Origin of the sequence: Actibacterium sp. EMB200-NS6, from assembly GCF_001305615.1 — a bacterium.
Taxonomy (GTDB): Bacteria; Pseudomonadota; Alphaproteobacteria; order Rhodobacterales; family Rhodobacteraceae; genus Actibacterium_A; species Actibacterium_A naphthalenivorans.
This window is the reverse complement of the sequence record NZ_CP010869.1, coordinates 1,769,751-1,794,115: the sequence shown is the minus strand read 5'-3', so window position 1 is coordinate 1,794,115 and position 24,365 is coordinate 1,769,751. Positions and strand designations below refer to the sequence as shown.

Annotated in this window: 23 protein-coding genes; 10 read left to right on the top strand and 13 right to left on the bottom strand. The window is 63.6% G+C overall.

Annotated features, from left to right (window positions below; all coding sequences use genetic code 11):
• Window positions 1-107: 107 nt before the first annotated feature.
• The 8 genes from TQ29_RS08770 to TQ29_RS08735 all read right to left on the bottom strand — a co-directional run bounded on the left by TQ29_RS08770 (window position 108) and on the right by TQ29_RS08735 (window position 8,719).
• On the bottom strand, window positions 108-860 hold the full coding sequence (locus TQ29_RS08770; protein WP_054538839.1) for a LuxR family transcriptional regulator: 753 nt from the start codon (window positions 858-860) through the stop codon (window positions 108-110).
• A 465-nt stretch (window positions 861-1,325) separates the two neighbouring features.
• Window positions 1,326-2,018, bottom strand: coding sequence for a phosphate regulon transcriptional regulator PhoB (gene phoB / locus TQ29_RS08765; RefSeq protein ID WP_037206529.1), 693 nt, complete (start codon window positions 2,016-2,018; stop codon window positions 1,326-1,328).
• Window positions 2,015-2,740, bottom strand: a complete 726-nt coding sequence (gene phoU / locus TQ29_RS08760) for a phosphate signaling complex protein PhoU (RefSeq protein WP_054538838.1) — start codon at window positions 2,738-2,740, stop codon at window positions 2,015-2,017. Before phoU ends, phoB begins: the two co-directional genes overlap by 4 nt.
• A 13-nt stretch (window positions 2,741-2,753) precedes the next feature.
• Window positions 2,754-3,551: a phosphate ABC transporter ATP-binding protein PstB gene (gene pstB, locus TQ29_RS08755; protein WP_054538837.1), complete on the bottom strand. Its 798-nt coding sequence runs from the start codon at window positions 3,549-3,551 to the stop codon at window positions 2,754-2,756.
• Window positions 3,552-3,564: 13 nt separating this feature from the next.
• Window positions 3,565-4,923 carry a phosphate ABC transporter permease PstA gene (gene pstA / locus TQ29_RS08750; protein ID WP_054538836.1) on the bottom strand — a complete coding sequence of 453 codons (1,359 nt, stop codon included), beginning with the start codon at window positions 4,921-4,923 and terminating at the stop codon, window positions 3,565-3,567.
• Window positions 4,920-6,389 carry a phosphate ABC transporter permease subunit PstC gene (gene pstC / locus TQ29_RS08745; RefSeq protein WP_054538835.1) on the bottom strand — a complete coding sequence of 490 codons (1,470 nt, stop codon included), beginning with the start codon at window positions 6,387-6,389 and terminating at the stop codon, window positions 4,920-4,922. The genes pstA and pstC overlap by 4 nt, the downstream gene beginning before the upstream one ends.
• An 87-nt stretch (window positions 6,390-6,476) precedes the next feature.
• Window positions 6,477-7,508, bottom strand: coding sequence for a substrate-binding domain-containing protein (locus TQ29_RS08740; RefSeq protein WP_054538834.1), 1,032 nt, complete (start codon window positions 7,506-7,508; stop codon window positions 6,477-6,479).
• A gap of 170 nt (window positions 7,509-7,678) precedes the next feature.
• A complete protein-coding gene (locus TQ29_RS08735; protein WP_054538833.1) occupies window positions 7,679-8,719 on the bottom strand; it encodes an ATP-binding protein in 1,041 nt (346 codons plus the stop codon).
• A gap of 226 nt (window positions 8,720-8,945) precedes the next feature.
• Between TQ29_RS08735 and TQ29_RS08730 the strand changes: the two genes are divergently transcribed.
• Window positions 8,946-9,323 (top strand): hypothetical protein, encoded by a 378-nt coding sequence (locus TQ29_RS08730; RefSeq protein WP_054538832.1) that lies wholly within the window; start codon window positions 8,946-8,948, stop codon window positions 9,321-9,323.
• A gap of 9 nt (window positions 9,324-9,332) precedes the next feature.
• Here TQ29_RS08730 and TQ29_RS08725 read toward each other — a convergent pair whose 3' ends face one another.
• From TQ29_RS08725 to TQ29_RS08715, 3 genes are read right to left on the bottom strand one after another with little or no spacing between them, the layout of a single operon-like run.
• Window positions 9,333-9,863 carry a gamma carbonic anhydrase family protein gene (locus tag TQ29_RS08725; RefSeq protein WP_054538831.1) on the bottom strand — a complete coding sequence of 177 codons (531 nt, stop codon included), beginning with the start codon at window positions 9,861-9,863 and terminating at the stop codon, window positions 9,333-9,335.
• A complete protein-coding gene (gmk, locus tag TQ29_RS08720; protein WP_054538830.1) occupies window positions 9,860-10,501 on the bottom strand; it encodes a guanylate kinase in 642 nt (213 codons plus the stop codon). The genes TQ29_RS08725 and gmk overlap by 4 nt, the downstream gene beginning before the upstream one ends.
• Before the next feature lie 3 nt (window positions 10,502-10,504).
• Entirely contained in the window at window positions 10,505-11,395 is an 891-nt protein-coding gene (locus TQ29_RS08715; RefSeq protein WP_054538829.1) for a YicC/YloC family endoribonuclease, read from the bottom strand.
• 138 nt (window positions 11,396-11,533) lie between these two features.
• Between TQ29_RS08715 and TQ29_RS08710 the strand changes: the two genes are divergently transcribed.
• A complete protein-coding gene (locus tag TQ29_RS08710) occupies window positions 11,534-12,217 on the top strand; it encodes a PAS domain-containing protein (protein ID WP_054538828.1) in 684 nt (227 codons plus the stop codon).
• A gap of 3 nt (window positions 12,218-12,220) precedes the next feature.
• On the opposite strand, the gene TQ29_RS08705 is transcribed toward TQ29_RS08710, so the two are convergent.
• On the bottom strand, window positions 12,221-13,588 hold the full coding sequence (locus tag TQ29_RS08705) for a class II 3-deoxy-7-phosphoheptulonate synthase (protein WP_054540382.1): 1,368 nt from the start codon (window positions 13,586-13,588) through the stop codon (window positions 12,221-12,223).
• A gap of 272 nt (window positions 13,589-13,860) precedes the next feature.
• On the opposite strand from TQ29_RS08705, the gene TQ29_RS08700 reads away from it, so the two are divergent.
• The 8 genes from TQ29_RS08700 to TQ29_RS08670 all read left to right on the top strand — a co-directional run bounded on the left by TQ29_RS08700 (window position 13,861) and on the right by TQ29_RS08670 (window position 22,946).
• The gene (locus TQ29_RS08700) at window positions 13,861-14,778 is read left to right on the top strand and encodes a GlxA family transcriptional regulator (protein ID WP_369817422.1); all 918 of its coding nucleotides are present in this window, start codon (window positions 13,861-13,863) and stop codon (window positions 14,776-14,778) included.
• 130 nt (window positions 14,779-14,908) lie between these two features.
• Window positions 14,909-16,105 carry an ABC transporter substrate-binding protein gene (locus tag TQ29_RS08695; protein ID WP_054538827.1) on the top strand — a complete coding sequence of 399 codons (1,197 nt, stop codon included), beginning with the start codon at window positions 14,909-14,911 and terminating at the stop codon, window positions 16,103-16,105.
• Between the two features lie 90 nt (window positions 16,106-16,195).
• Window positions 16,196-16,981 (top strand): ABC transporter ATP-binding protein, encoded by a 786-nt coding sequence (locus TQ29_RS08690; protein WP_037206555.1) that lies wholly within the window; start codon window positions 16,196-16,198, stop codon window positions 16,979-16,981.
• Between the two features lie 87 nt (window positions 16,982-17,068).
• Entirely contained in the window at window positions 17,069-17,779 is a 711-nt protein-coding gene (locus TQ29_RS08685; protein WP_054540381.1) for an ABC transporter ATP-binding protein, read from the top strand.
• Between the two features lie 3 nt (window positions 17,780-17,782).
• Window positions 17,783-18,793 (top strand): branched-chain amino acid ABC transporter permease, encoded by a 1,011-nt coding sequence (locus TQ29_RS08680; RefSeq protein ID WP_054538826.1) that lies wholly within the window; start codon window positions 17,783-17,785, stop codon window positions 18,791-18,793.
• Window positions 18,790-20,088, top strand: coding sequence for a branched-chain amino acid ABC transporter permease (locus tag TQ29_RS08675; RefSeq protein ID WP_054538825.1), 1,299 nt, complete (start codon window positions 18,790-18,792; stop codon window positions 20,086-20,088). Before TQ29_RS08680 ends, TQ29_RS08675 begins: the two co-directional genes overlap by 4 nt.
• 36 nt (window positions 20,089-20,124) lie before the next feature.
• A complete protein-coding gene (locus TQ29_RS20645) occupies window positions 20,125-20,337 on the top strand; it encodes a hypothetical protein (RefSeq protein ID WP_157445555.1) in 213 nt (70 codons plus the stop codon).
• 200 nt (window positions 20,338-20,537) lie between these two features.
• On the top strand, window positions 20,538-22,946 hold the full coding sequence (locus TQ29_RS08670; RefSeq protein ID WP_054538824.1) for an FAD-dependent oxidoreductase: 2,409 nt from the start codon (window positions 20,538-20,540) through the stop codon (window positions 22,944-22,946).
• Window positions 22,947-22,953: 7 nt separating this feature from the next.
• Here TQ29_RS08670 and TQ29_RS08665 read toward each other — a convergent pair whose 3' ends face one another.
• Complete coding sequence (locus TQ29_RS08665; RefSeq protein WP_054538823.1) at window positions 22,954-24,033, bottom strand: Hint domain-containing protein; 1,080 nt, start codon at window positions 24,031-24,033, stop codon at window positions 22,954-22,956.
• Window positions 24,034-24,365: the final 332 nt, after the last annotated feature.

The following is a 24,365-nucleotide window of genomic DNA, read 5'->3' as shown; positions in this document are numbered from 1 at the left end:
CACCCCGTAGTTCCCAGGCCAAAGCCACCACTCACGGAACATTCGCAAACTGACCGTTTACGTACCGTAAGCATAGTAGGGGATTCCCTACCTGCGGCCTTTCTGCCTCAGCCATCGACAGCAAAAATCTGGTTCTGAAACGACGCTTTGAGCACCGCTTGCGCCGTTGTTTCGACATTGAGCGCCTCGCGCGCAAGGCGCAGGTGCTTTTCCACCGTTGCCGGCGTCAGGCCCATGATTTGCGCGATGTCCTGGGTCGTCTTGCCATCGCCGACCCATTCCAGCGCCTCTTTCTGGCGCCGCGTCAGGCTGCGCCGCGCGCCGGAATAGGGCAGGCAGGTGAGCCTCATGTGGGCGACGTTGCAGATCACCATGAACTTGCGGCCGTGCTCTTCCCAGATCGCATCGACATCATCCTGCGTCAGGCCAGCGCGGGCGATCAGCCCGAGCGCGCCCTTGGAGCGGATGGAGGAATCCTTGAAACTTATGGAATATCCGGAGGTTACAGCATGGGCCTCATTGAAATCCAGAACCTTGCGCTCGGCCTCGGTTATGCCGTCGCGCAATGCCATCTCGGAAATCCAGCGCCACGAACAGGCCCCGACGTTCTCGGCCGCCCAACGCACCATCGGCGCATGGAAATAGAGCCCCTGATTGATGAAGCCGTTGACATAAACCTCATCGGCATTGGACAGGATCAACAGATCCTGAGGGTCACCGAATGAATTCGCGGTGCGGAACCGGGTGTAGCCGTAGAGCAGCCTGTCGAAGCCGTAGCCATCCATGAAGGCGGTCAGATGCGCCCAGACCTGTTCAACGGTGTCCGCGTCGAGCAGCGCTTCGAGATCATCCAGCTTCATGGTGGCACCATGTTGAGCCTTCAGGTCGGCGAATCAACAGTGCATGCAAAGAGAATCGCTCCTGCGTGAGGACGACTCGCGGCCATGCCCGATGGGTAAAGTTCACGTCAGAACTCATTGTTTTTCCCCGTCTTTAATCGTTAACAACAATATAATCTGCGATGTCCAGTAGGGTTCCGGCGCCGTATGGGGGAAATTCGGCGCCATTTTCCCCGTAGTTATCCGGCCAAAACTGAAGGTGAATTAGGGCCAAGATGTGTTTTCTGGCGCAAAATGAACCGAAGCGCCAGAAAAAGGTTAACAAAACCCGCCGGCCACCGCGCATCCGGGGCCAGGCAAGCGTGGATGTTCAACACAGGATACGCGCCGGGCGTTCCGCCAGAACACCGGAGCATGCTGATGTATCGCCGGGGTCGAAATGACGTCCGCATTGGTAGAATATTTACATAATACTGATTATCGGAGCTATCCCAATGCGTATCCGGCGCCCCGCACCGTTCTGACCGGATCCGGCCCGCCATACTGGCACAGCGCCTTGCGCAGGCGTCCGATGTGAACATCCACCGTGCGCGTGTCGACATAGATGTCGCGCCCCCAGACCCGGTCGAGCAGTTGCTCGCGGCTCCAGACCCGGCCGGGCTTTTCCATGAAGGTCGACAGCAGACGAAACTCTGTCGGGCCAAGCTTCAGCAGCTTTTCGTTGCGGAACACCTTGTGGGTCTCGGCATCGAGCATGATGTCCTCGAACTCCAGCTGTTCGCCAACGGACGCGGGCCGCGTGCGGCGCAGTTGCGCCCGCACGCGCGCCATCAGTTCGACCACCGAATAAGGTTTGACCACATAGTCGTCCGCGCCGGTTTCCAGCCCCCGCACCCGGTCCACCTCTTCCGACCGGGCCGACAGCATGATGATCGGCACGCCGCGCGTGTCGGCGCGCGATTTCAGGCGCCGACACACTTCGATGCCCGAAACATTGGGCAGCATCCAATCCAGAACGATGATGTCCGGCGCGTCTTCATCCACCAGCAACAGCGCTTCTTCGCCATTCTCGGCCTTGGATACCGAAAACCCCTCGGCCTCCAGGTTATAGGCCAGAACCTCCCGCTGCGCCGGTTCGTCCTCGACCACCAGAACCGTGGGCTGCTCGGCGCTTGTCATCCCTCGACCTCTGTCGTCTCAAAGGATGTCAGATCGCTCTTGGGCCGGGTGTCTTCGGGCATTTCACCCGTCGCCAGATAGATCACCTGTTCCGCAATCGAGGTAACGTGGTCGCCCATCCGCTCGATGTTCTTGGCGATGAAATGCAGATGCATGCAGGCGGTGATGTTGCGCGGATCCTCCATCATGAAGGTCAGGAACTGGCGGAACAGCGCATTGTACATCTGGTCCACCTCATGGTCGCGCATCCGCACATCCTGGGCCAGTTCGACGTCGCGCTGGATGTAGGAATCAAGTGCATCCTTCATCATGCCCTCAACGGCCTTCGCCATGCGCCGGATCGCGCCGGACGCGCCGTCGATGGGCTGCATCTGAACCAGCACCGAGGTGCGCTTGGCCATGTTCTTGGCATAGTCGCCGACCCGTTCCAGATTGGCCGAGATCTTCATCACGGTCAGCACCGTGCGCAGATCCGTCGCCGCCGGCTGCCGCAGCGCCAGAAGCCGGGCGCATTCCTCGTTCACGCGTTCTTCAAGCTCGTCGATGGCCTTGTCACCGGCGCGCACCTGCTCGGCCAGTTCCTCGTCCCGGCGCTCCAGCGATTTGGCGGCGTCCAGCACCGCGGCCTCGACCAGCCCACCCATCTTCATGATCTGCGCCTGGATCGCCTCCAGATCGCGGTCATAAGATGCCACAATATGCTTACTGTCCTGATTTGGCATGATATTTTTCCAATTAGCCGATACGGCCGGTAATATAGCTCTCGGTCCGCGGGTCCTGCGGATTGGTGAAAATCTGCCCGGTCTCGCCGAACTCCACGAGGTTGCCCAGATGGAAGAAGGCGGTCTTCTGGCTGACCCGCGCGGCCTGCTGCATCGAGTGGGTCACGATAACCACCGAATATTGCTCGCGCAACTCGTCGATCAGCTCTTCAACCTGGGCGGTCGCGATCGGGTCGAGCGCCGAACAGGGTTCGTCCATCAGCAGAACCTCGGGTTCGGTCGCCACCGCGCGCGCGATGCACAGGCGCTGCTGCTGGCCGCCGGAAAGGCCGGTGCCCGGCGCATCCAGCCGGTCTTTCACCTCGTCCCAGATCGCGCCACGACGGAGCGATTTTTCCACGATCACATCCAGATCGGCCTTGTTGCCCGCCAGCCCGTGGATGCGCGGGCCATAGGCGACGTTGTCGTAGATCGTTTTGGGGAACGGGTTGGGCTTCTGGAACACCATGCCCACCTTGGCGCGCAGCTGCACCGGGTCGACCTTGGGGTCGTAGATATCCTCGCCGTCCAGCAGGATCTCACCCTCGACGCGTGCCACATCGATCGTGTCGTTCATCCGGTTCAGACAGCGCAGAAAGGTGGACTTGCCGCAGCCCGAGGGGCCGATGAAGGCAGTCACGGTCTTGTCTTCGATGTCGATATTCACATCCTTGATGGCGTGGGTTTCGCCATAATAGACCTGACAATTTCGTGCGGAAATCTTCACTGCCTTGGTTTCCACTTCTCTCTCCACAATTCGCATGTCGTTCATTTCAGCTATTCCCTTACCAGCGACGTTCGAACCGGCGGCGCAGCATGATGGCGACGGCGTTCATGAACAGAAGGAAGATCAGCAGGACGATGATAGCGCCGGATGCGCGTTCCACAAAGGCCGGGTCGGCCCGCTGGGTCCAGTTGTATACCTGCACCGGCAGCGCCGATGCGGGGTCGAAAAAGCCCTCGGGCGGCGCGCCGGGGTATTCGCGCACGAAGGCCACCATCCCGATCAGCAGCAGCGGCGCGGTTTCGCCAAGCGCCTGGGCCAGGCCGATGATGGTGCCCGTCAGAATGCCTGGTGCGGCCAGCGGCAGCACGTGGTGGAACACCGATTGCATCTTCGAGGCCCCTACCCCCAGCGCCGCGTCCCGGATCGACGGCGGCACCGATTTCAGCGATGCGCGGGTCGAGATGATGATGGTCGGCAGCGTCATCAGCGTCAGCACCAGCCCGCCGACGATCGGCGCGGATTGCGGAAGCCCGGCGAAGTTGATGAAGATCGCCAGGCCAAGAATACCGAACACGATCGAAGGCACCGCGGCCAGGTTCGAGATATTCACCTCGATCAGGTCGGTCCAGCGGTTCTTCGGCGCGAACTCCTCCAGATAGATGGAAGCGGCCACCCCGATCGGCAAGGCCAGGATCAGAACCACAAGCATCATGTAAAGCGAGCCCAGGATCGCCACGCCCAGGCCGGAGGCCTCGGGCCGGTTTTCCGATGCGTCGGGATTGGTGATGAAGCCCCAGTTGAAGCCCTTGATCAGCACGCCGTCCTCTTTCAGCGCATCCGCCAGCATCAGCTGCTGCGGCGTTACGTTGCTGTCCAGCTCGGCCGAGGCCATGGTGACGCGGTCCTTGAAATAGCCGTCGATCCGGCCATTGGCGAGCACCTTGAAATTGACCGTGGTGCCGATCTTTTCGGGATTCGCCAGAACATAGTCGCGCAGCTGCGCCGGCGCGTCCTTGGAGATGATGTTGCCCGCGTCCTTGGCCGACAGACCTTCGATCTGAATCCCGGTCTCGGCGATCTTCGCCGCCATCGCGGCGGTGATCAGCGGCGCATAGCCGAAGGTCGAGACCTTTTTCAGATCCTCGATATTGCGGTTGCCGGCCTTGTCGAGCCTGTCTTCCTGAAGCTCGACATCCAGCGAGATGAAGGTTTGCTGGAACGAGCCGAGCCCGTTGTTCAGGATCGAGGCCAGCAACAGGATCAGCGCCAGAATGCCCACGCTGACCGCAGCCAGACCGTAGAGGCGAAAGCGCGTCTCGGCGGCGTTGCGTTTCTTGGTCAGCGCATCCTGGGACAGAAGCGATCCATGACGCGGAGAGCCGGCGGCGGCGGCCGGATTTGCCGTTGCGTCGGTCATTCATACTGCTCCCGGTATTTGCGCACGATATAAAGCGCGAGGACATTCAGCCCGAGGGTGATGACAAACAGCGTCAGGCCCAGGGCAAAGGCGACGAGGGTTTCCGGCGAGGCGAAATCGGTGTCACCCGTCAGCTGGCTGACGATCTTCACGGTAACGGTCGTCATCGCCTCGAACGGGTTCAGGCTGATCCGGGCCGCGGCCCCTGCCCCCAGCACCACGATCATGGTTTCGCCGATGGCGCGCGATGCAGCCAGCAGGATGGCGCCGACGACACCGGGCAGCGCCGCGGGGATCACCACCTGGCGGATGGTCTCGGATTTGGTGGCCCCCAGGCCGAGCGAGCCGTCGCGCATCGATTGCGGCACCGCGTTGATGATGTCATCCGACAGCGACGAGACAAAGGGGATCAGCATGATGCCCATCACCACGCCCGCGGTCATCACCGAGGCGGAGCTTTCGCCCAGCCCCAGCGGCTGCGCGAAATAGTCGCGCAGCATCGGGCCCACGGTGATCAGCGCGAACAGGCCGTAGACGATGGTGGGGATGCCGGCCAGGATCTCGATCAGCGGCTTGGCGATGGCACGCATTTTCGGCCCGGCATATTCAGACATGTAGATCGCGGCGAAAAGCCCGATCGGAACCGCCACCAGCAAGGCCACGACAGAGATATAGAGTGTGCCCCAGAGCAGCGGCAGGATCCCCAGCTGCGAGGCCCCGCCCCGACCGCTGAAGCTCGGGCTCCAGGTGGTGCCGAAGAAGAAGTTCGTCCAGGAATATTGCGAGAAGAAGTTGCGCGTTTCGAACAGCATCGACAGGATGATGCCCACCGTCGTCAGGATCGCGATGGTCGAGGCGAGGATCAGCAGGGATTTGATGCCGGTCTCGACCACGTTGCGTGCGCGGAAATCCTTGGTCGTCTGCAGATAGGAATAGCCGAACCCCACCACCGCGACCGCAAGCACCAGCACCGTCATGATGGCGGAATAGCGCGCCTGAAGCCCGCGATAGTGTTGCGCAGCGCGCAGAACCTCGGGGCGGACGTTGGAGCCGAGCGCCACACCGACCCGGCCCAGCCGCTCGCGCACATCGGTGAATTCGGTGCGGATGCTGTCGGCCTGATCGGGGGTCATCGCGCCCTGGGCCACGGCCGTGTCGAGCCCTTCGGCCACGCGGCGCACGTCGCTCATCACCAGGCTGCGCGAGGATCCTTCGGCAATGGCGCTCTCGGGGATCAGCCCGATGATCTGGCGCTCGATCAGGATCGGCTGCATCAGCAGCCACAGCCCCATGAACAAAAGCGCCGGCGCGATCGTCAGCAGCGCGACATTGGAACCGTAATAGGTGGGAAGCGAGTGCAGATGGCGCACATCGCCATCCGCCGACGCCATCGCGCGCCGCCGTCCGAGCATATAGCCCACCCCGCCAAGCGCGAGCACGATCAAGACAATCCAGAGGACAGGCATCAGCCCCTCATTCGTTTGGGTAAAGGTCTTAAAAAGGGAAGTCCGAGCGGCGCGGGATACGCGCCGCCCGTCAGGCGAGGATACGCCTTAGTTCATGGTCGTTTCGGCAGCCACGGCCGCCTGGATGGCGGAAAGCTCGGGGTCCGAAACCAGACCATAGGCAGCCAGCGGGCCGTCGGGGCCGGCGATCTCGTCAGAGACGAAGAACTCGGCATATTCCTTGACGCCGGGGATCACGCCGATGTGGGCCTTCTTGATGTAGAAGTACAGCGGGCGCGACACCGGGTATTCGCCGGTCGAGATGCTCTCGGTCGAGGGAACGACGCCGGACATGGTTGCGACCTGCAGCTTGTCGGTGTTGTTCTCGTAGAAGGCCAGACCGAACACGCCGATGCCGTCCTTGTTGGCGTCGATGCGGGCCAGGGTCTCGGTGTAGTCGCCGTCGATGTCGACCGAGCGGCCATCGGTGCGAACGCTCATGCAGGCTTCTTCAGCCGCATCTTCGTCGCCGCCGTTGATCTTCAGGATGGCTTCCATCGCGCCGCTGTCTTCACAGCCCTGCAGCAGAACCTTTTCCTCGAACACTTCACGGGTACCGTGCTTGGTGCCGGGGATGAAGGCCATGATGTCCTGCTTGGGGAACTCGGCGTTCACGGTCGACCAGGACACGTTCTGGTTCGGCACCATGGCGCCATCAACCGGGATCTCGGCGGCCAGCGCCAGGTACCAGTCGGAGGGGGTGAACTCGAACGAGTTGCCATTGATGTCGGAGGCGAAGACGATGCCGTCATAGCCGATGCGCACTTCGATGATATCGGTCACGCCGGCTTCGGCACAGGCCGTGATCTCTTTGTCGCGGATTTTGCGCGATGCGTTGGCGATGTCGATGGTGTTCTCGCCGACGCCTTCGCAGAAGCGCTTCAGGCCAGCCGAGGAACCGCCCGATTCCACGACCGGGGTCGGGAAGTCGAAGTTCTCGCCGAAGGCTTCGGCAACGATGGAGGCGTAAGGCAGAACCGTCGAGGAACCGGCGATCTGCACGTTGTCACGTGCAGCGGCGGCGGTTGCGGAAACGGCAGCGATCGCCAGCGTGGAGGCGGTCAGTTTCACAAAGGACATGTAGAGCTCCTGATGTCTTGGTGTCGGTCGCAGTCAGCAGCGACCTCAGAGCGCGTGGTATTGCCCCGTGGCTATGGTTTTGTGACAGTTTGGTAACGATTTTATGACAAGGCGCGGTATCGGGAAAATCTAGACAAATCGCCTCAGTTGTCGAGGGTTTTTGGGCGCCGTTAAGCAACTGGCAACATGACCGAAAAGCGGCTGCCCTCGCCCGGGGTGCTGTCGATGCGGAACCGGCCGCGATGACGCGTGACGATATGCTTGACGATGGCCAGCCCAAGCCCGGTTCCGCCCATTTCGCGCGACCGGTGGTCATCGACACGGTAGAACCGTTCGGTGAGTCGCGGAATATGAACCGGATCAAAGCCCTCGCCGCGGTCTATGACGTCGATCCGCACACCGGGGCCGCGGAACGCAAGCTCCCGTTCGGAATAGGTGATCTTGACCGTGACGCGGCCATCGGCGCCGCGGTATTTGATGCCGTTCTCGATCAGGTTGGTGAAGACCTGCACAAGCTGATCGGCATCGCCGAGCACGAAGACCGGCGCGTTATGGCCGGTGACGTCCAGCGCCACATTCGCTTCTGCCGCCATCGCGCGCAGCGTCATCACCGAGGAATTGACCAGCGCCACCACATCGACCCGCTCCGACGGGCGCATCCGCTCTTCGCTTTCCACCCGGCTGAGCGACAGCAGATCGCGCACCAGCCGGTTCATCCGCTCCGCCTCGCGCCCCATGATGTTGAGAAAGCGCTCCCGCGCCTTCGCATCATCGCGGGCCGGGCCCTTCAGCGTTTCGATAAAGCCCAGCAGCGCGGTCAGCGGGGTCTTCAGCTCGTGGCTGACATTCGCCACGAAATCGCGGCGGATCTGTTCGGCCTGCTCGCGCGCGGTGACATCCTCGAAACAGACCAGCACGCCATGCCAGCCATCCAGTTCCACCGGGCTGGTGGTGACGTCATAGCTGGCCTCGCGCGACATGTCGGTGGTCAGAAAGCGGCTGCGGCGCTGCTGCCGCAGCCGCAGCGTTTCCTCGACGCAATCCAGGAGCGCGGGATGGCGCAGCACGGTGATATACTGCCGCCCGATGCCGCTGTTGCCGAACATCTCCTCGGCGCGGGCGTTCATCATTTCGACCCGCTCGCTCTGGGAAATCAGGACAAGGGGCAAGGGGACCGCCGCAAGGACGTTCTGAAGCGTATCGGGGGACATGTGGTGTTTTCCGGGCCTGCTGCGTTTGGCGCAACACTTGTCCAGCGGTCCGGTTTTGTAAATGCGGATCGGCAAGCAGCGGGCGCGGCAGAGATGCGCCGGATTTGAATTTACAACCTAAACCTGCAGAGATGTTTTGGATTTCCGAAAAAATCTGTCTAACATTTCCGTCGACGCCCCGCCTTCGCCCATCTGATTGCCCTGCCAAGTGATTCGAGCCTGAGTTTTGAAGCAACATCCTCAAATCCACATCCAGCCCCGCGAGGCTCCGGCCGGCGCGACGCTGGCGCTGGTCATCGGCATGCCCACCAGCGATGTGCCGCGCTGGCCCCTGCCGGACGCGACAGCGCGGCTAGAGCCCCTGCCCTATACGCTGTTGCACGCCGGGCTGGCCTGCGCGCCCGGCACGTCATGTATCGTCTCGCCGCTGGTGGCAGAACATTTCGATGCGATGGACCTGGCGCTGCAACTGCACCTGGCGGACTATCGCGGCACTTATCTGGTGGTGGCGCCGCGCGTGCCGCGCCCCGAGATCATCCGCCGCGAACTGCGCCAGATCTGCCCCGGCCTCGATGTCGAGGTGATCACCTGCGCCGGGCACTGAGCGGGCGCTCTAGCGGACGGGCTGAAGCCCCTGATGAAACCGGCGCATGTTCGCCTGATAGCCCTGGGCCGATTTGCGCAGCTTTTCGATCGCGGCCTCGTCGAGCTGCCGGACCACCTTGCCCGGCGCGCCCATCACCAGCGATCCGTCGGGAATCTCCTTGCCCTCGGTGATCAGCGCCCCCGCCCCGATCAGGCAGTTCTTGCCGATCTTCGCGCCGTTGAGGATGGTCGCCCCCATGCCGATCAGCGTCTCGTCGCCGATGATGCAGCCGTGCAGCATCGCCCGGTGCCCGATCGTGCAGTCGCGCCCGATGGTCAGCGGATAGCCGATATCGGTGTGGCAGACGGTGCTTTCCTGAACGTTGCTGCCATCGCCCACCGTGATCGTCTCGTTGTCGCCGCGCAACGTGCAGCCGAACCACACAGAGGCGCCGTTGCCGATAACGACCTTGCCGATCAGATTGGCATCGGGCGCGATCCAGCAATCGCCATCGGGGGGAAGCTCCGGGGTGAATCCGTCGAGTGAGTAAAGCGTCATTGGTTCTCTTCGAACTCCATTTGAAGCCGGCGCACGTGATCCAGCAGATCGGGCTGCTGGCTGCGGCGCAGGCGTGTCGCCGTCACTATGGTTTTCAGACGTTCCTCGGTTTCGTCAAGGTCGTCGTTGACCAGCACGAAGTCATACCCGTCCCAATGGCTGATTTCATCCCAGCTGCGCTGCATCCGCTTGGCGATCGTTTCCGCGGTATCCTGGCCGCGGCTTTCCAGGCGCCGGCGCAGCTCGGTGATCGAGGGCGGCAGCAGGAAGATCGACAGCGTGTGCCGCCCCAGCGCCGAGTTGCGGATCTGCTGCGCGCCCTGCCAGTCGATGTCGAACAGCACATCCTGCCCGGCGTCTATCGCGTCCTGCACCGCGGCGCGGGGCGAGCCGTAGAAGTTGCCGAACACATGGGCATGTTCCAGCATCTCGCCCTCCGCCACCGCGCGCTTGAACTCGGGCTCGCTGATGAAATGATAATCCCTGCCCTCCACCTCGCCCGGCCGGGGCGGCCGCGTGGTGGCCGAGACCGAAAAGCGGATCGCCGGATCCCAGACGCGCAGCCGCTTTGCCAGCGTGGATTTGCCCGCGCCGGAGGGCGAGGACAGGATGATTAGAAGCCCGCGCCGGTCGGCCATGTTCTACTCCACGTTCTGAACTTGCTCGCGCATCTGATCTATGGTGGCCTTGAGGTCAAGGCCGATCCGGGTCAGCGCGGTGGACTGCGACTTGGAACACAGGGTGTTGGCCTCGCGGTTGAATTCCTGCATCAGGAAGTCGAGCTTGCGGCCGATCGGCCCCTCGGCCCGCAACAGATCGCGCGCCGCCAGCACATGCGCTTCCAGCCGGTCCAGCTCTTCGCGGATGTCTGCCTTGACCGCGATCAGCGCCAGTTCCTGGGCCACGCGGGCCTCGTCGGCCCCCTCGCTGTGATCCATCACGCGCGCCAGGTTGCTGCGCAGGGAAACAGCCATCTGGCCCTGGCGTGCATCCGCCTCGCGCATCGCGTCGGCGATCAGCGCCTCGATGGCACCAAGCTGATCATGCAGCACCGCGGCCAGCGACGCGCCCTCGCCCGCGCGCATCTCGTCGAAAGCCTCGATCAGCGCCGGCAGCTCGCCCAGCAGCGCCTTCAGAAGCGGCCCGGTATCTTCGTCGGCGGGCCCGGTCTGCAGCACGCCGCGCATCCCCATCACCTCGGCCACCGAGGCCGGGCGCAGCGGCAGGTTCTGCTCTTTCGCCGCCCGTTCCACCTGCTTCAGCGCCGCCAGCATGGCGTGCAGCATGTCGGAATCCACCTGAAAAGGCATATCGCCCGCCTCGCGCGTCAGGCGCAGGTTCAGGCTGATGTTGCCCCGCTTGATCCGCCGGGCCAGTTCGGCGCGCGCGCCCTGTTCCAGCCCGCCGATCCAGTCGGGCACCCGCAGCCGCAGGTCCAGCCCCTTGGCGTTGACACTGCGCAATTCCCACGCCCAGCGATACGGGCCCTGCCCCCCGGTCGCCGCAGCGAACCCGGTCATAGAGTTAACCATCTGTTTTCTTTTGTCCCTCGGTATCCGGCATTTCATGCCATGTTAAGACTTGGGTAACCGTGTCGTCCTAGCGTTAACACATCGGCCGACGCAGCGACAACGGCGCCCGCATTCGGGATGTCTGGCAAGAGGTGCGCGGTGAGACGGCTGTTTGGCAAAGGGGCAAAGGTGATTGCCCTGTCGGAGTATCGGGGGACCATGCGCTTTCCGCTTGTCAATGAGGTCGAGGCCTATTGGGAAGGTCTGCGTGCCGGGCGCGTGCTGCCCGACCGGGCCGAGGTGGATCCGCGCGGCCTGGAACGCGCGCTGGATCATGTGTTCATCCTGGAACGGGTGGCGCCGGGCATCGTCCGGTTCCGCGTCGCCGGATCGCATCTGGCCGGCCTGATGGGGATGGAGGTCAGCGGCATGCCGCTTTCGGCGCTTTTCACCGCTGCGGCCCGGCCCGCGCTGGCCGCCCATGTGCAGGGGCTGTTCGACGGGCCGCAGACCCTGCGCCTGACCCTGTCGGGCGAAGGCGCGCACGGGCTTTACGGCACCATGCTGCTGTTGCCGCTGCGCAGTGAAACCGGCGCCATAGGCCGGGCGCTGGGCTGTCTGGTAACGGAGGGCGGCGCCGGCCGCGCGCCCTGCCGGCTGCGCATCGACGCGGCCCGCGTGAAGCCGTTGCCACCCCTGCCCGGCTTCGTCGCCCCCGCGCCCGCGCCCGCCACGGGGTTTTCCGAATGGCCCGCAAGCTTTGCGCCGCAACCGCCCGCCACCAAAGACAAAGGGCCGCGCGACAGTCGCCCGGCCCTTCGGCTTGTCAGATCCGGCGACTGACGGTCAGAGCACCGCGCGCCGCGTCTCCTGGCGGCGGTCGCCAAGCTCTTCGGCCACCAGAAACGCCAATTCCAGCGCCTGGGTGGCATTGAGGCGCGGGTCGCAGGCGGTGTGATACCGATCCGACAGGTCCTCTTCGGTCACGGCGCGCACGCCGCCGGTGCATTCGGTCACGTCCTTGCCCGTCATCTCGAAATGCACGCCACCGGGGATGGTGCCCTCGGCCTTGTGCACGGCGAAGAACTCCTGCACCTCGCGCAACACGTTGTCGAACGGCCGGGTCTTGTAGCCGGTCGCCGACTTGATCGTGTTGCCATGCATCGGATCGCAGGTCCAAAGCACGTTGGCGCCGGTCTCGCGCACCGCGCGGATCAGCCGCGGCAGATGCTCGCCCACCTTGCCGGCGCCGAACCGCGCGATCAGGGTCAGACGGCCCGGCTCGTTCTCGGGGTTCAGCTTGTCGGTCAGCAGCTTCAGGTCATCGGCCGTCATCGACGGGCCGCATTTCAGGCCGATCGGGTTCTGCACACCACGGGCGAACTCCACATGCGCGCCGTCGGGCTGGCGCGTGCGGTCGCCGATCCAAATCATGTGGCCGGAGCCCGCGATCATGGTGCCGGTGGTGCTGTCCACGCGGGCCAGCGCCTCTTCATATTCCAGCAGCAGCGCCTCGTGCGAGGTGAAGAAATCCACCGTCGCCATGGTGCTCGCGGTTTCGGAGTTGATCCCGGCGGCAGACATGAAATCCAGCGTGTCCGATATGCGGCTGGCCATTTCGCGGTATTTCTCGGCTTCTTCACGATCGGTGAAGCCCAGAGTCCAGCTGTGCACCCGATGGATATCGGCATAGCCACCCTTGGAAAACGCGCGCAGCAGGTTCAGCGACGCCGCCGCCTGGGTATAGGCCTCCAGCATCCGGTTGGGATCGGGCGTGCGGGCGGCTTCGGTGAACTCGAAGCCGTTGATGATGTCGCCGCGGTAGGACGGCAGCTCGACGCCGTTCACGATCTCGGTCGGGGCCGACCTCGGCTTGGCGAACTGCCCGGCCATCCGGCCCACCTTGACCACCGGCACCTTGGCGCCATAGGTCAGCACGATGGCCATCTGCAGCAGCACCTTGAACGTGTCGCGGATGGTCACGGCCGAAAACTCGGCAAAGCTTTCGGCGCAATCCCCGCCCTGCAGCAGAAACGCCTCGCCCTTCGACGCCGCGGCCAGCTTTTCCTTCAGCTTGCGGGCCTCGCCGGCAAAGACCAGCGGCGGATACTGGGCGAGCCGGGCCTCCACGGCCTCCAGCGCTGCCTTGTCCGTATACTCGGGCATCTGAACCCGGGGCTTGTTGCGCCAGTCAGATTTTTGCCACTTGGTCATCGTCATTGCTCCAAAAACTGCGGTTTCGCGCGCGTTCTTATAGGCATTCGGGCCCGCGCGCGCCACCGCAAATTCCGCGCGGCCAAACCCGCCGATCGGCGGGTTTTTCCCGCGATGGCTTGATTGCCGGGGCCAAACCTGCTTTCGCTGGTGTGTTGCACCGCAGGGAGTGTCTGGTGGCAGATCGGTTGAGCGAGGAGTTCCTGATTGACGTGGAAGGCGAAATCGCCCGCCCGCGCACCTTTGTTTTCGTTCTGCTGGACCAGTTCACCATGCTCAGTTTCGCCTGCGCGATCGAACCGCTGAGAATAGCCAACCGCATGTCGGGCAAAGAGCTTTACCGCTGGGTGCTGGCGGGCGAAGGCGGCGATTTCGCCACCTGCTCCAACGGCGCGTCCTTCAAGCTCGACATGGATCTGGACGAGCTGAACCGCGAGGACGTCATCCTGCTCTGTGGTGGCACAGACGTGCAGGCGGCGACCACCAAGCGCCTGCTGAACTGGCTGCGGCGCGAGGCCCGGCGGGGCCTGACCATCGGCGGGCTGTGCACTGCCTCTTACACGATGGCGAAGGCGGGGCTGCTGGATGGAAAGCGCGCCACGATCCATTGGGAGAATCAGGACAGTTTCACCGAGGCGTTCGAGGATGTCAGCCTGACCAAATCGGTCTTCGTGATCGACGGCAACCGGATGTCGACGGCCGGCGGCACCTCTTCGATCGACCTGGTTCTGAAAATGGTGGCCGATGACCATGGCGAGGAACTGGCCAATGCGGTGGCCGATCAGCTTATCTATTCGTCGATCCGCACCGACCAGGACACCCAGCGCCTGTCGATCCCGACGCGCATCGGCGTGCGCCATCCCAAGCTCAGCCAGGTGATCCAGATCATGGAGCAGAACCTCGAAGAGCCGATTTCGCCCGCGATCCTGGCCCATGACGTGGGCCTGAGCACCCGGCAGCTCGAACGGCTGTTCCGCCGCTATCTCAACCGCTCGCCCAAGCGCTATTACATGGAACTGCGGCTGCAAAAGGCGCGCAACCTGCTGATGCAGACGGATATGAGCGTGATCAACGTGGCGCTGGCCTGCGGCTTCGCCTCGCCCTCGCATTTCTCCAAATGCTACCGGGCCCATTACAACACGACCCCCTATCGCGAACGTGGCAGCCAGGCCACGCGGCTCTCGATTTAGGCACCCGTGGCCGCTGTGTGGAAAATACCGCCCTTCCCCGACGTCCTGCCGCATGGGCGCGCTTTTCTTTTTCAGATACGCCCTTTACGATTTTTCACCGGAGACGGTTCCAATACGGGAGTGAAGACACATGAAGAAACTGCTTTTGGGCACGGCCCTTTCGGCGGTCACGGCGACTGCCGCGCTGGCGGCATCCCATTCCAACGAGGTCAAGCTGGGGATCATTCTGGGCTTCACCGGCCCCATCGAATCGCTGACGCCGCTGATGGCGGCAAGCGCCGAGCTGGCGATGAAGGAAGTGTCTGACTCCGGCGCGCTGCTGGGCGGGGCCACGGTAACGCCGGTGCGCGCCGACAGCACCTGTGTCGACGCCGCCGCCGCGACCGCAGGCGCCGAACGGCTGATCACCTCGGACGGGGTGAAGGGCATCATGGGCGCGGATTGTTCCGGCGTCACCGGCGCGGTGCTGGCCAATGTGGCGGTGCCCAACGGCATCGTGATGATCTCTCCCTCGGCAACCTCGCCCGCGCTCAGCGCCGCCGAAGACAACGGCCTGTTCTTCCGCACCTCGCCCTCAGACGCGCGCCAGGGCCAGGTTCTGGCCGATGTGCTGGTCGAACGCGGCATCACCACGGTCGCGCTCAGCTATACCAACAACGACTATGGCAAGGGCCTGGCCGACAGTTTCGAGGCGGCGTTCAAGGCGGCCGGCGGCAGCGTCACGCTGAGCACCGCGCATGAAGACGGCAAGGCCGATTACTCTGCCGAAGTGGGCGCGCTGGCCTCGGCCGGGGGTGATGCGCTTGTGGTCGCCGGCTACGTCGATCAGGGCGGCCCGGGCATCATTCGCGCCGCGCTGGATACCGGTGCGTTCGAGACGTTCGTGCTGCCCGACGGGATGATCGGCGCCGCCCTGGAAACCACCTTCGGCGACGAGATCGACGGGTCCTTCGGCACCCTGCCCGGCACCGACAGCGAAGGCGCCGGCATGATGCTGGAAATGGCCGAGGCCGCCGGCTTTACCGGCAACTCGCCCTATGTCGGCGAAAGCTATGACGCCGCCGCGCTGATCATGCTGGCGATGCAGGCGGCCGGATCGGCCGAGCCCGCCGATTACAAGGGCAAGGTGTTCGACGTGGCCAACGCCCCCGGCGAGCCGATCTATCCCGGCGAGCTGGCCAAGGCGCTGAAGATCCTCGCCGAGGGGGGCGAGATCGACTATGTGGGCGCCACCGCCGTCGAGCTGATCGGGCCCGGCGAATCCGCCGGCAGCTATAAAGAGATCGAAATCAAGGGCGGCAAGATCGAAACCGTGGCTTACCGGTAAGCGCGCATTCTGAAACCCGAAACAGCCTGGGGCCCGGCCCCGGGCTGTTTCCATAAACAAGAAGGGCCAAAAGGCCCGAGGGGGCTGGGGATGATCATCGCCCGGGACATACACAAGCACTTCGGCGGGTTTCGCGCCGTTGACGGCGCTTCGATCGAGATCGAAGAAGGCTCGATCACCGGGCTGATCGGCCCGAACGGTGCCGGAAAATCGACCCTGTTCAATGTGATCGCCGGCGTTCTTCCACCAACGTCAGGCAGCGTGACGATGGCGGGCGAGGATATCACCGGCCTGCCGCCGCACGCGCTGTTTCACAAGGGGCTGCTGCGCACCTTCCAGATCGCGCACGAGTTTTCATCGATGACGGTACGCGAAAACCTGATGATGGTGCCCGGCGGCCAATCCGGCGAAGGCCTGTGGAACGCCTGGTTCCGGCGCGGCGCGGTGGCCGCGCAAGAGCGCGCGCTGGCGCAAAAGGCGGATGAGGTGCTGGCCTTTCTGACCATCGACCATCTGGCCGAGGAAAAGGCGGGCAACCTGTCTGGCGGCCAGAAGAAGCTGCTGGAGCTGGGCCGTACGATGATGGTGGACGCGCGGGTCGTGTTTCTGGATGAGGTTGGCGCGGGCGTGAACCGCACCCTTCTGAACACGATCGGCGATGCCATCCTGCGGCTGAACAAGGAGCGCGGCTATACCTTCTGCCTGATCGAGCATGACATGGATTTCATCGCCCGGCTCTGCGACCCGGTGATCGTGATGGCCGAGGGCAAGGTTCTGGCACAGGGTTCGGCCACGGAGATCATGCAGAACGAGGCGGTGATCGAGGCCTATCTGGGCACCGGGCTGAAGAACAAGATGAAAGCGGCGGCGCAATGACCGGGCGGATGTGCCGGATGGCGCGGCCGGATGCCTCCGGCGGGGATATTTGGGGAAAGATGAAGAGCAATGCTGCGCGGAGGGCCCATGGCTGAGCCCTTTCTGATTGGCGAGAACATGACCGGCGGCTATGGCGGCGCGGATATTCTGCACGGCTGCACCCTTTCGGTGGAAAAGGGGCAGATCGCGGTGATCGTCGGGCCGAATGGCGCCGGCAAGTCCACCGCGATGAAGGCGGTGTTCGGGATGCTGTCGATCCATACCGGATCGGTGCGGCTGGATGGCGAGGATATCACCGCGCTGTCGCCGCAGGCCCGTGTGGCCAAGGGGATGGGGTTCGTGCCGCAGACCAACAACATCTTCACCTCGATGACGGTCGAGGAGAATCTGGAGATGGGCGGCTTTCTGCGACGCGATGATATTTCGGGGACGATCGAGCAGGTCTATGATCTGTTTCCCATCCTGCGTGACAAGCGGCGGCAGCCGGCGGGCGAACTGTCGGGGGGGCAGCGCCAGCAGGTGGCGGTGGGCCGGGCGCTGATGACCGGGCCCAGGCTGCTGATGCTGGACGAGCCGACCGCGGGGGTTTCACCCATCGTGATGGATGAGCTGTTCGACCGGATCATCGAGGTGGCCCGGACCGGAATTTCCATCCTGATGGTCGAACAGAACGCCCGGCAGGCGCTGGAGATCGCCGACCGGGGCTATGTTCTGGTGCAGGGCGCGAATGCGTTCACGGATACCGGAAAGGCGCTGCTGGCCGATCCCGAGGTCCGGCGCACGTTTCTGGGAGGATAGGCGATGGATTTTCTCAACGCCCTGGTGGCGCTTGCCAATTTCGTTCTGATCCCCGCCACCGCCTATGGCGCGCAGCTGGCGCTAGGAGCGCTCGGGGTTACGCTGATCTATGCGGTTCTGCGGTTTTCCAATTTCGCCCATGGCGACACGATGGCCTTTGGCACCATGGTCACCATTCTGGTGACCTGGGCGCTGCAGGGGGCGGGTGTGTCGCTGGGGCCGCTGCCGACCGCGCTTCTGGCGCTGCCGGCGGGGATCGCGGTGACCGCGCTGCTGCTGCTGGGGACGGACCGGATGATCTATCGTTTCTACCGGCGCCAGAAGGCGGCGCCGGTGATCTTTCTGATCGTGTCGATCGGGATCATGTTCATCATGAACGGGCTGACCCGGATCATCATCGGCCCGGACGATCAGCGCTTTGCCGACGGGGCGCGGTTCATCATCAGCGCGCGTGATTTCAAGCAGATGACCGGGCTGGCAGAGGGGCTGGCCATCCGCACCACGCAGGGCATCACGGTGATCACGGCGGTGATCGTGGTGGCGCTGCTGTTCTGGTTTCTCAACAGGACGCGCACCGGCAAATCGATGCGCGCGTTTTCCGACAATGAGGATCTGGCGCTGTTGTCGGGCATCAACCCCGAGCGGGTCGTGACCATCACCTGGGTCATCGTCGCCGCGCTGGCGACCATTGCCGGGGTGCTGTACGGGCTGGACAAGAGCTTCAAGCCCTTTACCTATTTCCAGCTTCTGCTGCCGATTTTCGCCTCGGCCATCGTCGGCGGGCTGGGCAGCCCGGTCGGCGCCATCGCGGGCGGGTTCGTGATCGCCTATTCGGAGGTGACGGTGACCTATGCGTTCAAGAAGGTGCTGACCTATCTGCTGCCTGAAAGCATGGCGCCCGACGGGTTGGTGCAGCTTCTGTCCACCGATTACAAATTCGCGGTGTCCTTTGCCATTCTGGTCATCGTGCTTCTGTTCCGGCCGACGGGGCTTTTCCGGGGGAAATCGGTATGACGAAACGGGATGCATTTCTGTTCGCCGTCGTGGCGGCGCTGATCATCGGCACCGGCTTCGTGCAAAGCTGGAACGCGGCGCTGACCATTCTGAACATGGGCCTGATTTCAGCCGTGATGGCCCTGGGCGTGAACATGCAATGGGGCTATGCGGGCCTGTTCAACGTGGGCATCATGGGCTTTGTCGCGCTGGGCGGGCTCGGGGTCGTGCTGACGTCGGCCGCGCCGGTGGGGGCCGCATGGGCCGCCGGCGGCGCGCGGGTGGTGCTGGCGCTGGCGGTGGGTGCGGCGGTGATCATCGGCGCGGTGGCGATCTGGAAGCGGCTGGCGAAAGGCCGGGTGCGCAGCCTGGCGCTGGTGTGCTGGCTGGTCGCCGGCTTCTTCGTCTACCGCTGGCTGCTGGATCCCGGCGTTGCCGCGATCGAGGCGGTGAACCCTGCCAGCACCGGCTATCTTGGCGGGCTGGGCCTGCCGGTGTTGCTGAGCTGGCCGGTGGGCGGGCTGCTGGCCGCCGGCGCGGCGTGGATCATCGGCAAGACGGCGCTTGGCCTGCGGTCGGATTATCTGGCCATCGCCACGCTGGGGATATCCGAGATCGTGATCGCCGTGCTGAAGAACGAGGATTGGCTGGCGCGCGGGGTGAAGAACGTGATCGGCCTGCCCCGCCCCGTGCCCTATGAGATCGACCTGCAAGGCAGCGCCGCGTTTCTGCAGACCGCGGCGCGGTTCGGCGCCGATCCGGTTACCGCGTCGTCGGTGGTGGTCAAGCTGTGCTATGCGCTGCTGTTCACCGCCGTTCTGCTGGCGCTGATCTGGCTGAGCGAGAAGGCGCTGAATTCGCCATGGGGCCGGATGATGCGCGCCATCCGCGACAATGAGGTCGCCGCCGAGGCGATGGGCAAGGACGTCAAGGCGCGGCATCTGCAGATCTTCATCCTGGGCTCGGCCATCTGCGGGATTGCCGGGGCGATGATGACCACGCTCGACGGGCAGCTGACACCCGGCACCTATCAGCCGCTGCGCTTTACCTTCCTGATCTGGGTGATGGTGATCGTCGGCGGATCGGGCAACAACTGGGGCGCGGTGCTGGGCGGGTTCCTGATCTGGTTCCTGTGGGTGCAGGTGGAACCGCTGGGCCAGTGGCTGATGGCGCTGATCACCTCTCCCATGGCCGACGGTTCGGCGCTGAAGGCGCATCTGATGGACAGCGTGGCGCATATGCGGCTGCTGACCATGGGGGTGGTGCTGCTTGTGGTGCTGCGGTTCAGCCCGCGCGGGCTGATCCCTGAACGCTAACCGTTACAGGCGCAGCCCGGCCCGACACGACAGGCCTTGTCGCGGCTGATGCAGCTGTTACCACAGGCCTTGCCCTTGCTGCAGACCTTGCAGCATGCGGCGTTGAAAAGCGTATCGGGCCGCAAATCCTGTATTCTGTCCAGAAGGGATGGGGCGGATGAAACCGGCGTGGTTTGCATGCCTCCTGCCGATATCGACAGTCCCGAAGCCAAGGCGATGACAATCGCCAGAATATGTATTTTCACCTAGTCCTCATCAATGCACAATGAGCGCCTGAGATTGCGCCGTTAATATTTCATTAACTAAGATTAACAGAATATCGTCCAATCCGCGATAGAGACCGAGAAAACTCCCCCCTGCCCGGATGCGACATATCATGTCGCCTTTGGCCTTGCCGCCCCGGCCCCTCGCCGCCACGCTGGCCCCATGTTGCAAGCCATGAGGGCCCCATGAAAACCCATACCCAGGTCTGCGTCATCGGCGGCGGCGTTGTCGGCTGTTCGGTGCTTTACCATCTGACCAAGCTCGGCTGGTCCGACGTCATGCTGATCGAGCGGTCGGAACTGACGAGCGGTTCCACCTGGCACGCGGCGGGCGGGTTTCACACGCTGAACGGCGATACCAACATGGCCGCGCTGCAGGGCTATACGATCGGGCTCTACAAGGAGCTGGAGCAGATCACCGGCATGAATTGCGGCCTGCATCATGTGGGCGGCATCACCCTGGCCGACACGCCCGAACGGTTCGACATGCTCAAGGCCGAGCGCGCCAAGCATCGCTACATGGGGCTGGACACCGAAATCCTTGGCCCCGACGAGATCAAGGAAAGGGCCGAGCTGGTCAATATCGACGGTATTCTGGGCGGGCTTTACGACCCGCTCGACGGGCATCTGGACCCGTCCGGCACCACCCACGCCTATGCCCGCGCCGCAAGAATGGGCGGGGCCGAGATCGTGCTGCACAACCGGGTGCTCGAAACCAACCAACGGACCGATGGCACCTGGGAAGTCGTCACCGAAAAGGGCACCGTGATCGCCGAGCATCTGGTCAACGCCGCCGGCCTGTGGGCGCGCGAGGTTGGCGCGATGGCGGGCATCTATTTCCCGCTGCACCCGATGGAGCATCAGTATCTGGTGACAGACGAGATCCCCGAGATCTATGAGCGCGGCACCGAGTTTCCGCATGTGATCGACCCGGGCGGCGAAAGCTATCTGCGCCAGGAAGGCCGTGGCCTGTGCATCGGCTTTTACGAAAAACCCTGCGAGCCATGGGCAGTGGACGGCACCCCCTGGGAGTTCGGGCATGAGCTGTTGCCAGACAAGCTCGACAAGGTCGAGGCAAGCATCGAATTCGCCTATCGCCGTTTTCCGGTGCTGGAACGCGCGGGCGTGAAAACCGTGATCAACGGCCCCTTCACCTTTGCCCCCGATGGCAACCCGTTGGTCGGGCCGGTGCCGGGGGTGCGCAACTATTGGTCGGCCTGCGCGGTGATGGCGGGGTTCAGCCAGGGCGGCGGCGTCGGCCTGACGCTGGCGCAATGGATGATCGAGGGCGAACCGGCGCAGAACAGCTTCGCGCTCGATTGTGCGCGGTTCGGAAACTGGATCACGCCGGGCTATACCCGCCCCAAGGTGATCGAGAATTACCAGAACCGGTTTTCCGTGACCTATCCCAATCAGGAACTGCCCGCCGCGCGCCCGTTCAAGACCACGCCGATGTATGACATTTTCGATGGCATGGGCGCGGTCTGGGGCCAGCAATTCGGGCTGGAGGTGGTGAACTATTTCGCCGAGGGCGATGAACCGCGTTATGAAACCCCGAGTTTCCGCCGCTCCAACGCCTTCGCCGCCACCGCGCGCGAGGTGATGGCCGTGCGCAATGGCGTGGGCATCAACGAGCTGCAGAACTTCGGCAAGTTCAAGGTCACGGGCACGGACGCCCGCGCCTGGCTGAACCGGATCATGGCCGGCCGCATCCCCGCGCCGGGCCGCGTGGCGCTGACGCCGATGCTGTCGCCCAAGGGCAAGCTGATCGGCGATTTCACCGTGTCCTGCCTGCGCGAGGGCGCGTTCAACCTGACCGCCTCTTACGGGTCGCAAGCCTATCATCTGCGCTGGTTCTTGCAGAACCTACAGGGCGATGTGCAGGTTGAAAACGTCTCTGACACGCGCACCGGGTTTCAGATCGCCGGGCCGAAGGCGGCCGAGCTTCTGGCGCGCTGCACCCGCGCCGATGTGGCGGCGATGCGGTTCATGGATGTGCAGCCGATGGTCGTGGGCATGGCCGATTGCGTGGTCCAGCGGCTGAGCTATACCGGCGATCTGGGCTATGAGATCTACTGCGACCCGATCAGCCAGCGCGCGCTTTGGGCCGTGCTCTGGGCCGCCGGGCAGGATCTGGGCCTGCGCCCCTTCGGGATGCGGGCGATGATGAGCCTGCGGCTCGACAAGTTCTTCGGCGCATGGCTGCGCGAGTTCTCGCCCGACTACACCGCCGCCGAAACCGGGCTGGACCGGTTCATCGCCTTCGGCAAGCCCGACGATTTCATCGGCCGCGCCGCCGCCGAGGCCGAGCGGCAGAAGGGCCCGGCCCGCCGGCTTTGCGCCTTCGAGGTGGACGCCGAGGATGCCGATGTCATCGCCCATGAACCGATCTGGATCGATGGCGCGGTGCGCGGCTTCTGCACCTCGGGCGGCTATTCGCACTGGGCGCAAAAATCCATCGCGCAAGGGCTGATCCCCGCCGATCTGGCGCAGGACGGGCTATCGGTGGAGATCGAGATTCTGGGCCAGCGCCGCCCTGCCCGGCTGATCACCGAACAACTGTTCGACGCGGGCGACACCCGCATGCGGGGCTGAGCCCGGCTCAGCCCGCCAGCAGCCGCGCCTCGTGCTTTTTCAGCGTCTTGCGCGCGGCCGAATAATCCTGCAGCCCGGCGCGGGTTTCCAGCTCGGGAAAGAGCTGGAAAATCTCGCTGCGCTGATCTTCGCCCAGCCCCTGCATCGAGTAATCGCCGGGCTGAAAGCTTTCGGTCCAGGCGCCATTGGCCAGCACCACCTCGTGCCGGTCGAACAGGAAATGGATATAGCTTGTCGGCTGCGGCCCGACACGTTCGACCCCCGGCATGTGCAGCAGATGCTTGGCGGCCACCAGCACCTCATGCTCGTCGAAATATAGCTGCGCGTGTTTCGAGGCGAGCAGCATCCGGTGGCTCGGGCTGACCATCATGTCATGCAGCGGCGCGCCGTCGCCGAAGGCCCCGGCGCGGATCAGGATCGGGCGCAGGTCGAGGTTGTCGCGCAGCTTATCGGCGGTCAGATCCCGACGCCCGGACCAGCGGATTTCCTGCACGCCATTGTCGCGGGTGATCACCCTGTCGCCCGGCTGCAGTTCCTCGACCGGGCGCGCGCCCTTCAGCGTGGCAACCGTGGTGCCCGGCGTAAAGCAGACGATGATGTCTTCGATGTCGCAAAAGGTCATCGTGCCGGTGAAGTTGCCGGCATCGTCGATGAATTTCACGATACCGTTTTCATGATCCTTGGACGTATAGATAACGCAGAACGCGCCCGTGCCGCTCAGATCCAGCGTGTCACAGCCGCTGCCACCATCGACATGGTCGCCCGCGGTGATGTCGAAAAAGATATCATCCCCCGAACCGCCGGACATGTAGTCAGCCCCGGCGCCACCGGAAACGGCGTCATCGCCGCAGCCGCCCGAAATGAAATCATTGCCGTCTTCGCCGAACAGGTGATCGTCATCATCGCCGCCGTCGATACAATCATTTCCGGCACCGCCCAGGATGGTGTCATCGCCCGTACCGCCGAGCAGCGTGTCATTGCCGGCCAGCCCGTTGATCGTGTCGTCACCGCCCTTGCCGTCGATGCAATCGGAGGCATTCGTTCCGTTCAGAACGTTGTCGTTATTATCACCAATGATGTTCGCCATGGCAGCGGCCCTCGTTCAAATCACACTCACCAGATCCAAATGGATCACACCGTTTCGCATTATTTTTTTACTGAACGACGGATGCTGCCTGCATGTCGTCCTGAATTTGCCCAAGTTTCGCCACATTTGAAAGCGTCTTTTTGCAGTCGCAGCATCTTTCGCCCCGTTTTATTGCCAGAAACCCGCATGTCGAAATTCCGACGAGGCGAGCTTTCCGGCCATTCCCGAACAAATGACGTTTTTTCCGCCATTTGTTTCACATTCTTCAACAACCAGCCCCGCCCCCCTTTGCCGGCACCAACCGCCCTGACGCCGGGGCCGCGCGAAAAGAC

Coding starts and splice junctions, on each gene's coding strand:
- TQ29_RS08770 (WP_054538839.1), bottom strand. CDS start 860: ATGAAGCTGGATGATCTCGAAGCGCTGCTCGACGCGGACACCGTTGAA.
- phoB (WP_037206529.1), bottom strand. CDS start 2,018: ATGACAAGCGCCGAGCAGCCCACGGTTCTGGTGGTCGAGGACGAACCG.
- phoU (WP_054538838.1), bottom strand. CDS start 2,740: ATGCCAAATCAGGACAGTAAGCATATTGTGGCATCTTATGACCGCGAT.
- pstB (WP_054538837.1), bottom strand. CDS start 3,551: ATGAACGACATGCGAATTGTGGAGAGAGAAGTGGAAACCAAGGCAGTG.
- pstA (WP_054538836.1), bottom strand. CDS start 4,923: ATGACCGACGCAACGGCAAATCCGGCCGCCGCCGCCGGCTCTCCGCGT.
- pstC (WP_054538835.1), bottom strand. CDS start 6,389: ATGCCTGTCCTCTGGATTGTCTTGATCGTGCTCGCGCTTGGCGGGGTG.
- TQ29_RS08740 (WP_054538834.1), bottom strand. CDS start 7,508: ATGTCCTTTGTGAAACTGACCGCCTCCACGCTGGCGATCGCTGCCGTT.
- TQ29_RS08735 (WP_054538833.1), bottom strand. CDS start 8,719: ATGTCCCCCGATACGCTTCAGAACGTCCTTGCGGCGGTCCCCTTGCCC.
- TQ29_RS08725 (WP_054538831.1), bottom strand. CDS start 9,863: ATGACGCTTTACTCACTCGACGGATTCACCCCGGAGCTTCCCCCCGAT.
- gmk (WP_054538830.1), bottom strand. CDS start 10,501: ATGGCCGACCGGCGCGGGCTTCTAATCATCCTGTCCTCGCCCTCCGGC.
- TQ29_RS08715 (WP_054538829.1), bottom strand. CDS start 11,395: ATGGTTAACTCTATGACCGGGTTCGCTGCGGCGACCGGGGGGCAGGGC.
- TQ29_RS08705 (WP_054540382.1), bottom strand. CDS start 13,588: ATGACCAAGTGGCAAAAATCTGACTGGCGCAACAAGCCCCGGGTTCAG.
- TQ29_RS08700 (WP_369817422.1), top strand. CDS start 13,861: ATGCTCAGTTTCGCCTGCGCGATCGAACCGCTGAGAATAGCCAACCGC.
- TQ29_RS08695 (WP_054538827.1), top strand. CDS start 14,909: ATGAAGAAACTGCTTTTGGGCACGGCCCTTTCGGCGGTCACGGCGACT.
- TQ29_RS08690 (WP_037206555.1), top strand. CDS start 16,196: ATGATCATCGCCCGGGACATACACAAGCACTTCGGCGGGTTTCGCGCC.
- TQ29_RS08685 (WP_054540381.1), top strand. CDS start 17,069: ATGGCTGAGCCCTTTCTGATTGGCGAGAACATGACCGGCGGCTATGGC.
- TQ29_RS08680 (WP_054538826.1), top strand. CDS start 17,783: ATGGATTTTCTCAACGCCCTGGTGGCGCTTGCCAATTTCGTTCTGATC.
- TQ29_RS08675 (WP_054538825.1), top strand. CDS start 18,790: ATGACGAAACGGGATGCATTTCTGTTCGCCGTCGTGGCGGCGCTGATC.
- TQ29_RS08670 (WP_054538824.1), top strand. CDS start 20,538: ATGAAAACCCATACCCAGGTCTGCGTCATCGGCGGCGGCGTTGTCGGC.
- TQ29_RS08665 (WP_054538823.1), bottom strand. CDS start 24,033: ATGGCGAACATCATTGGTGATAATAACGACAACGTTCTGAACGGAACG.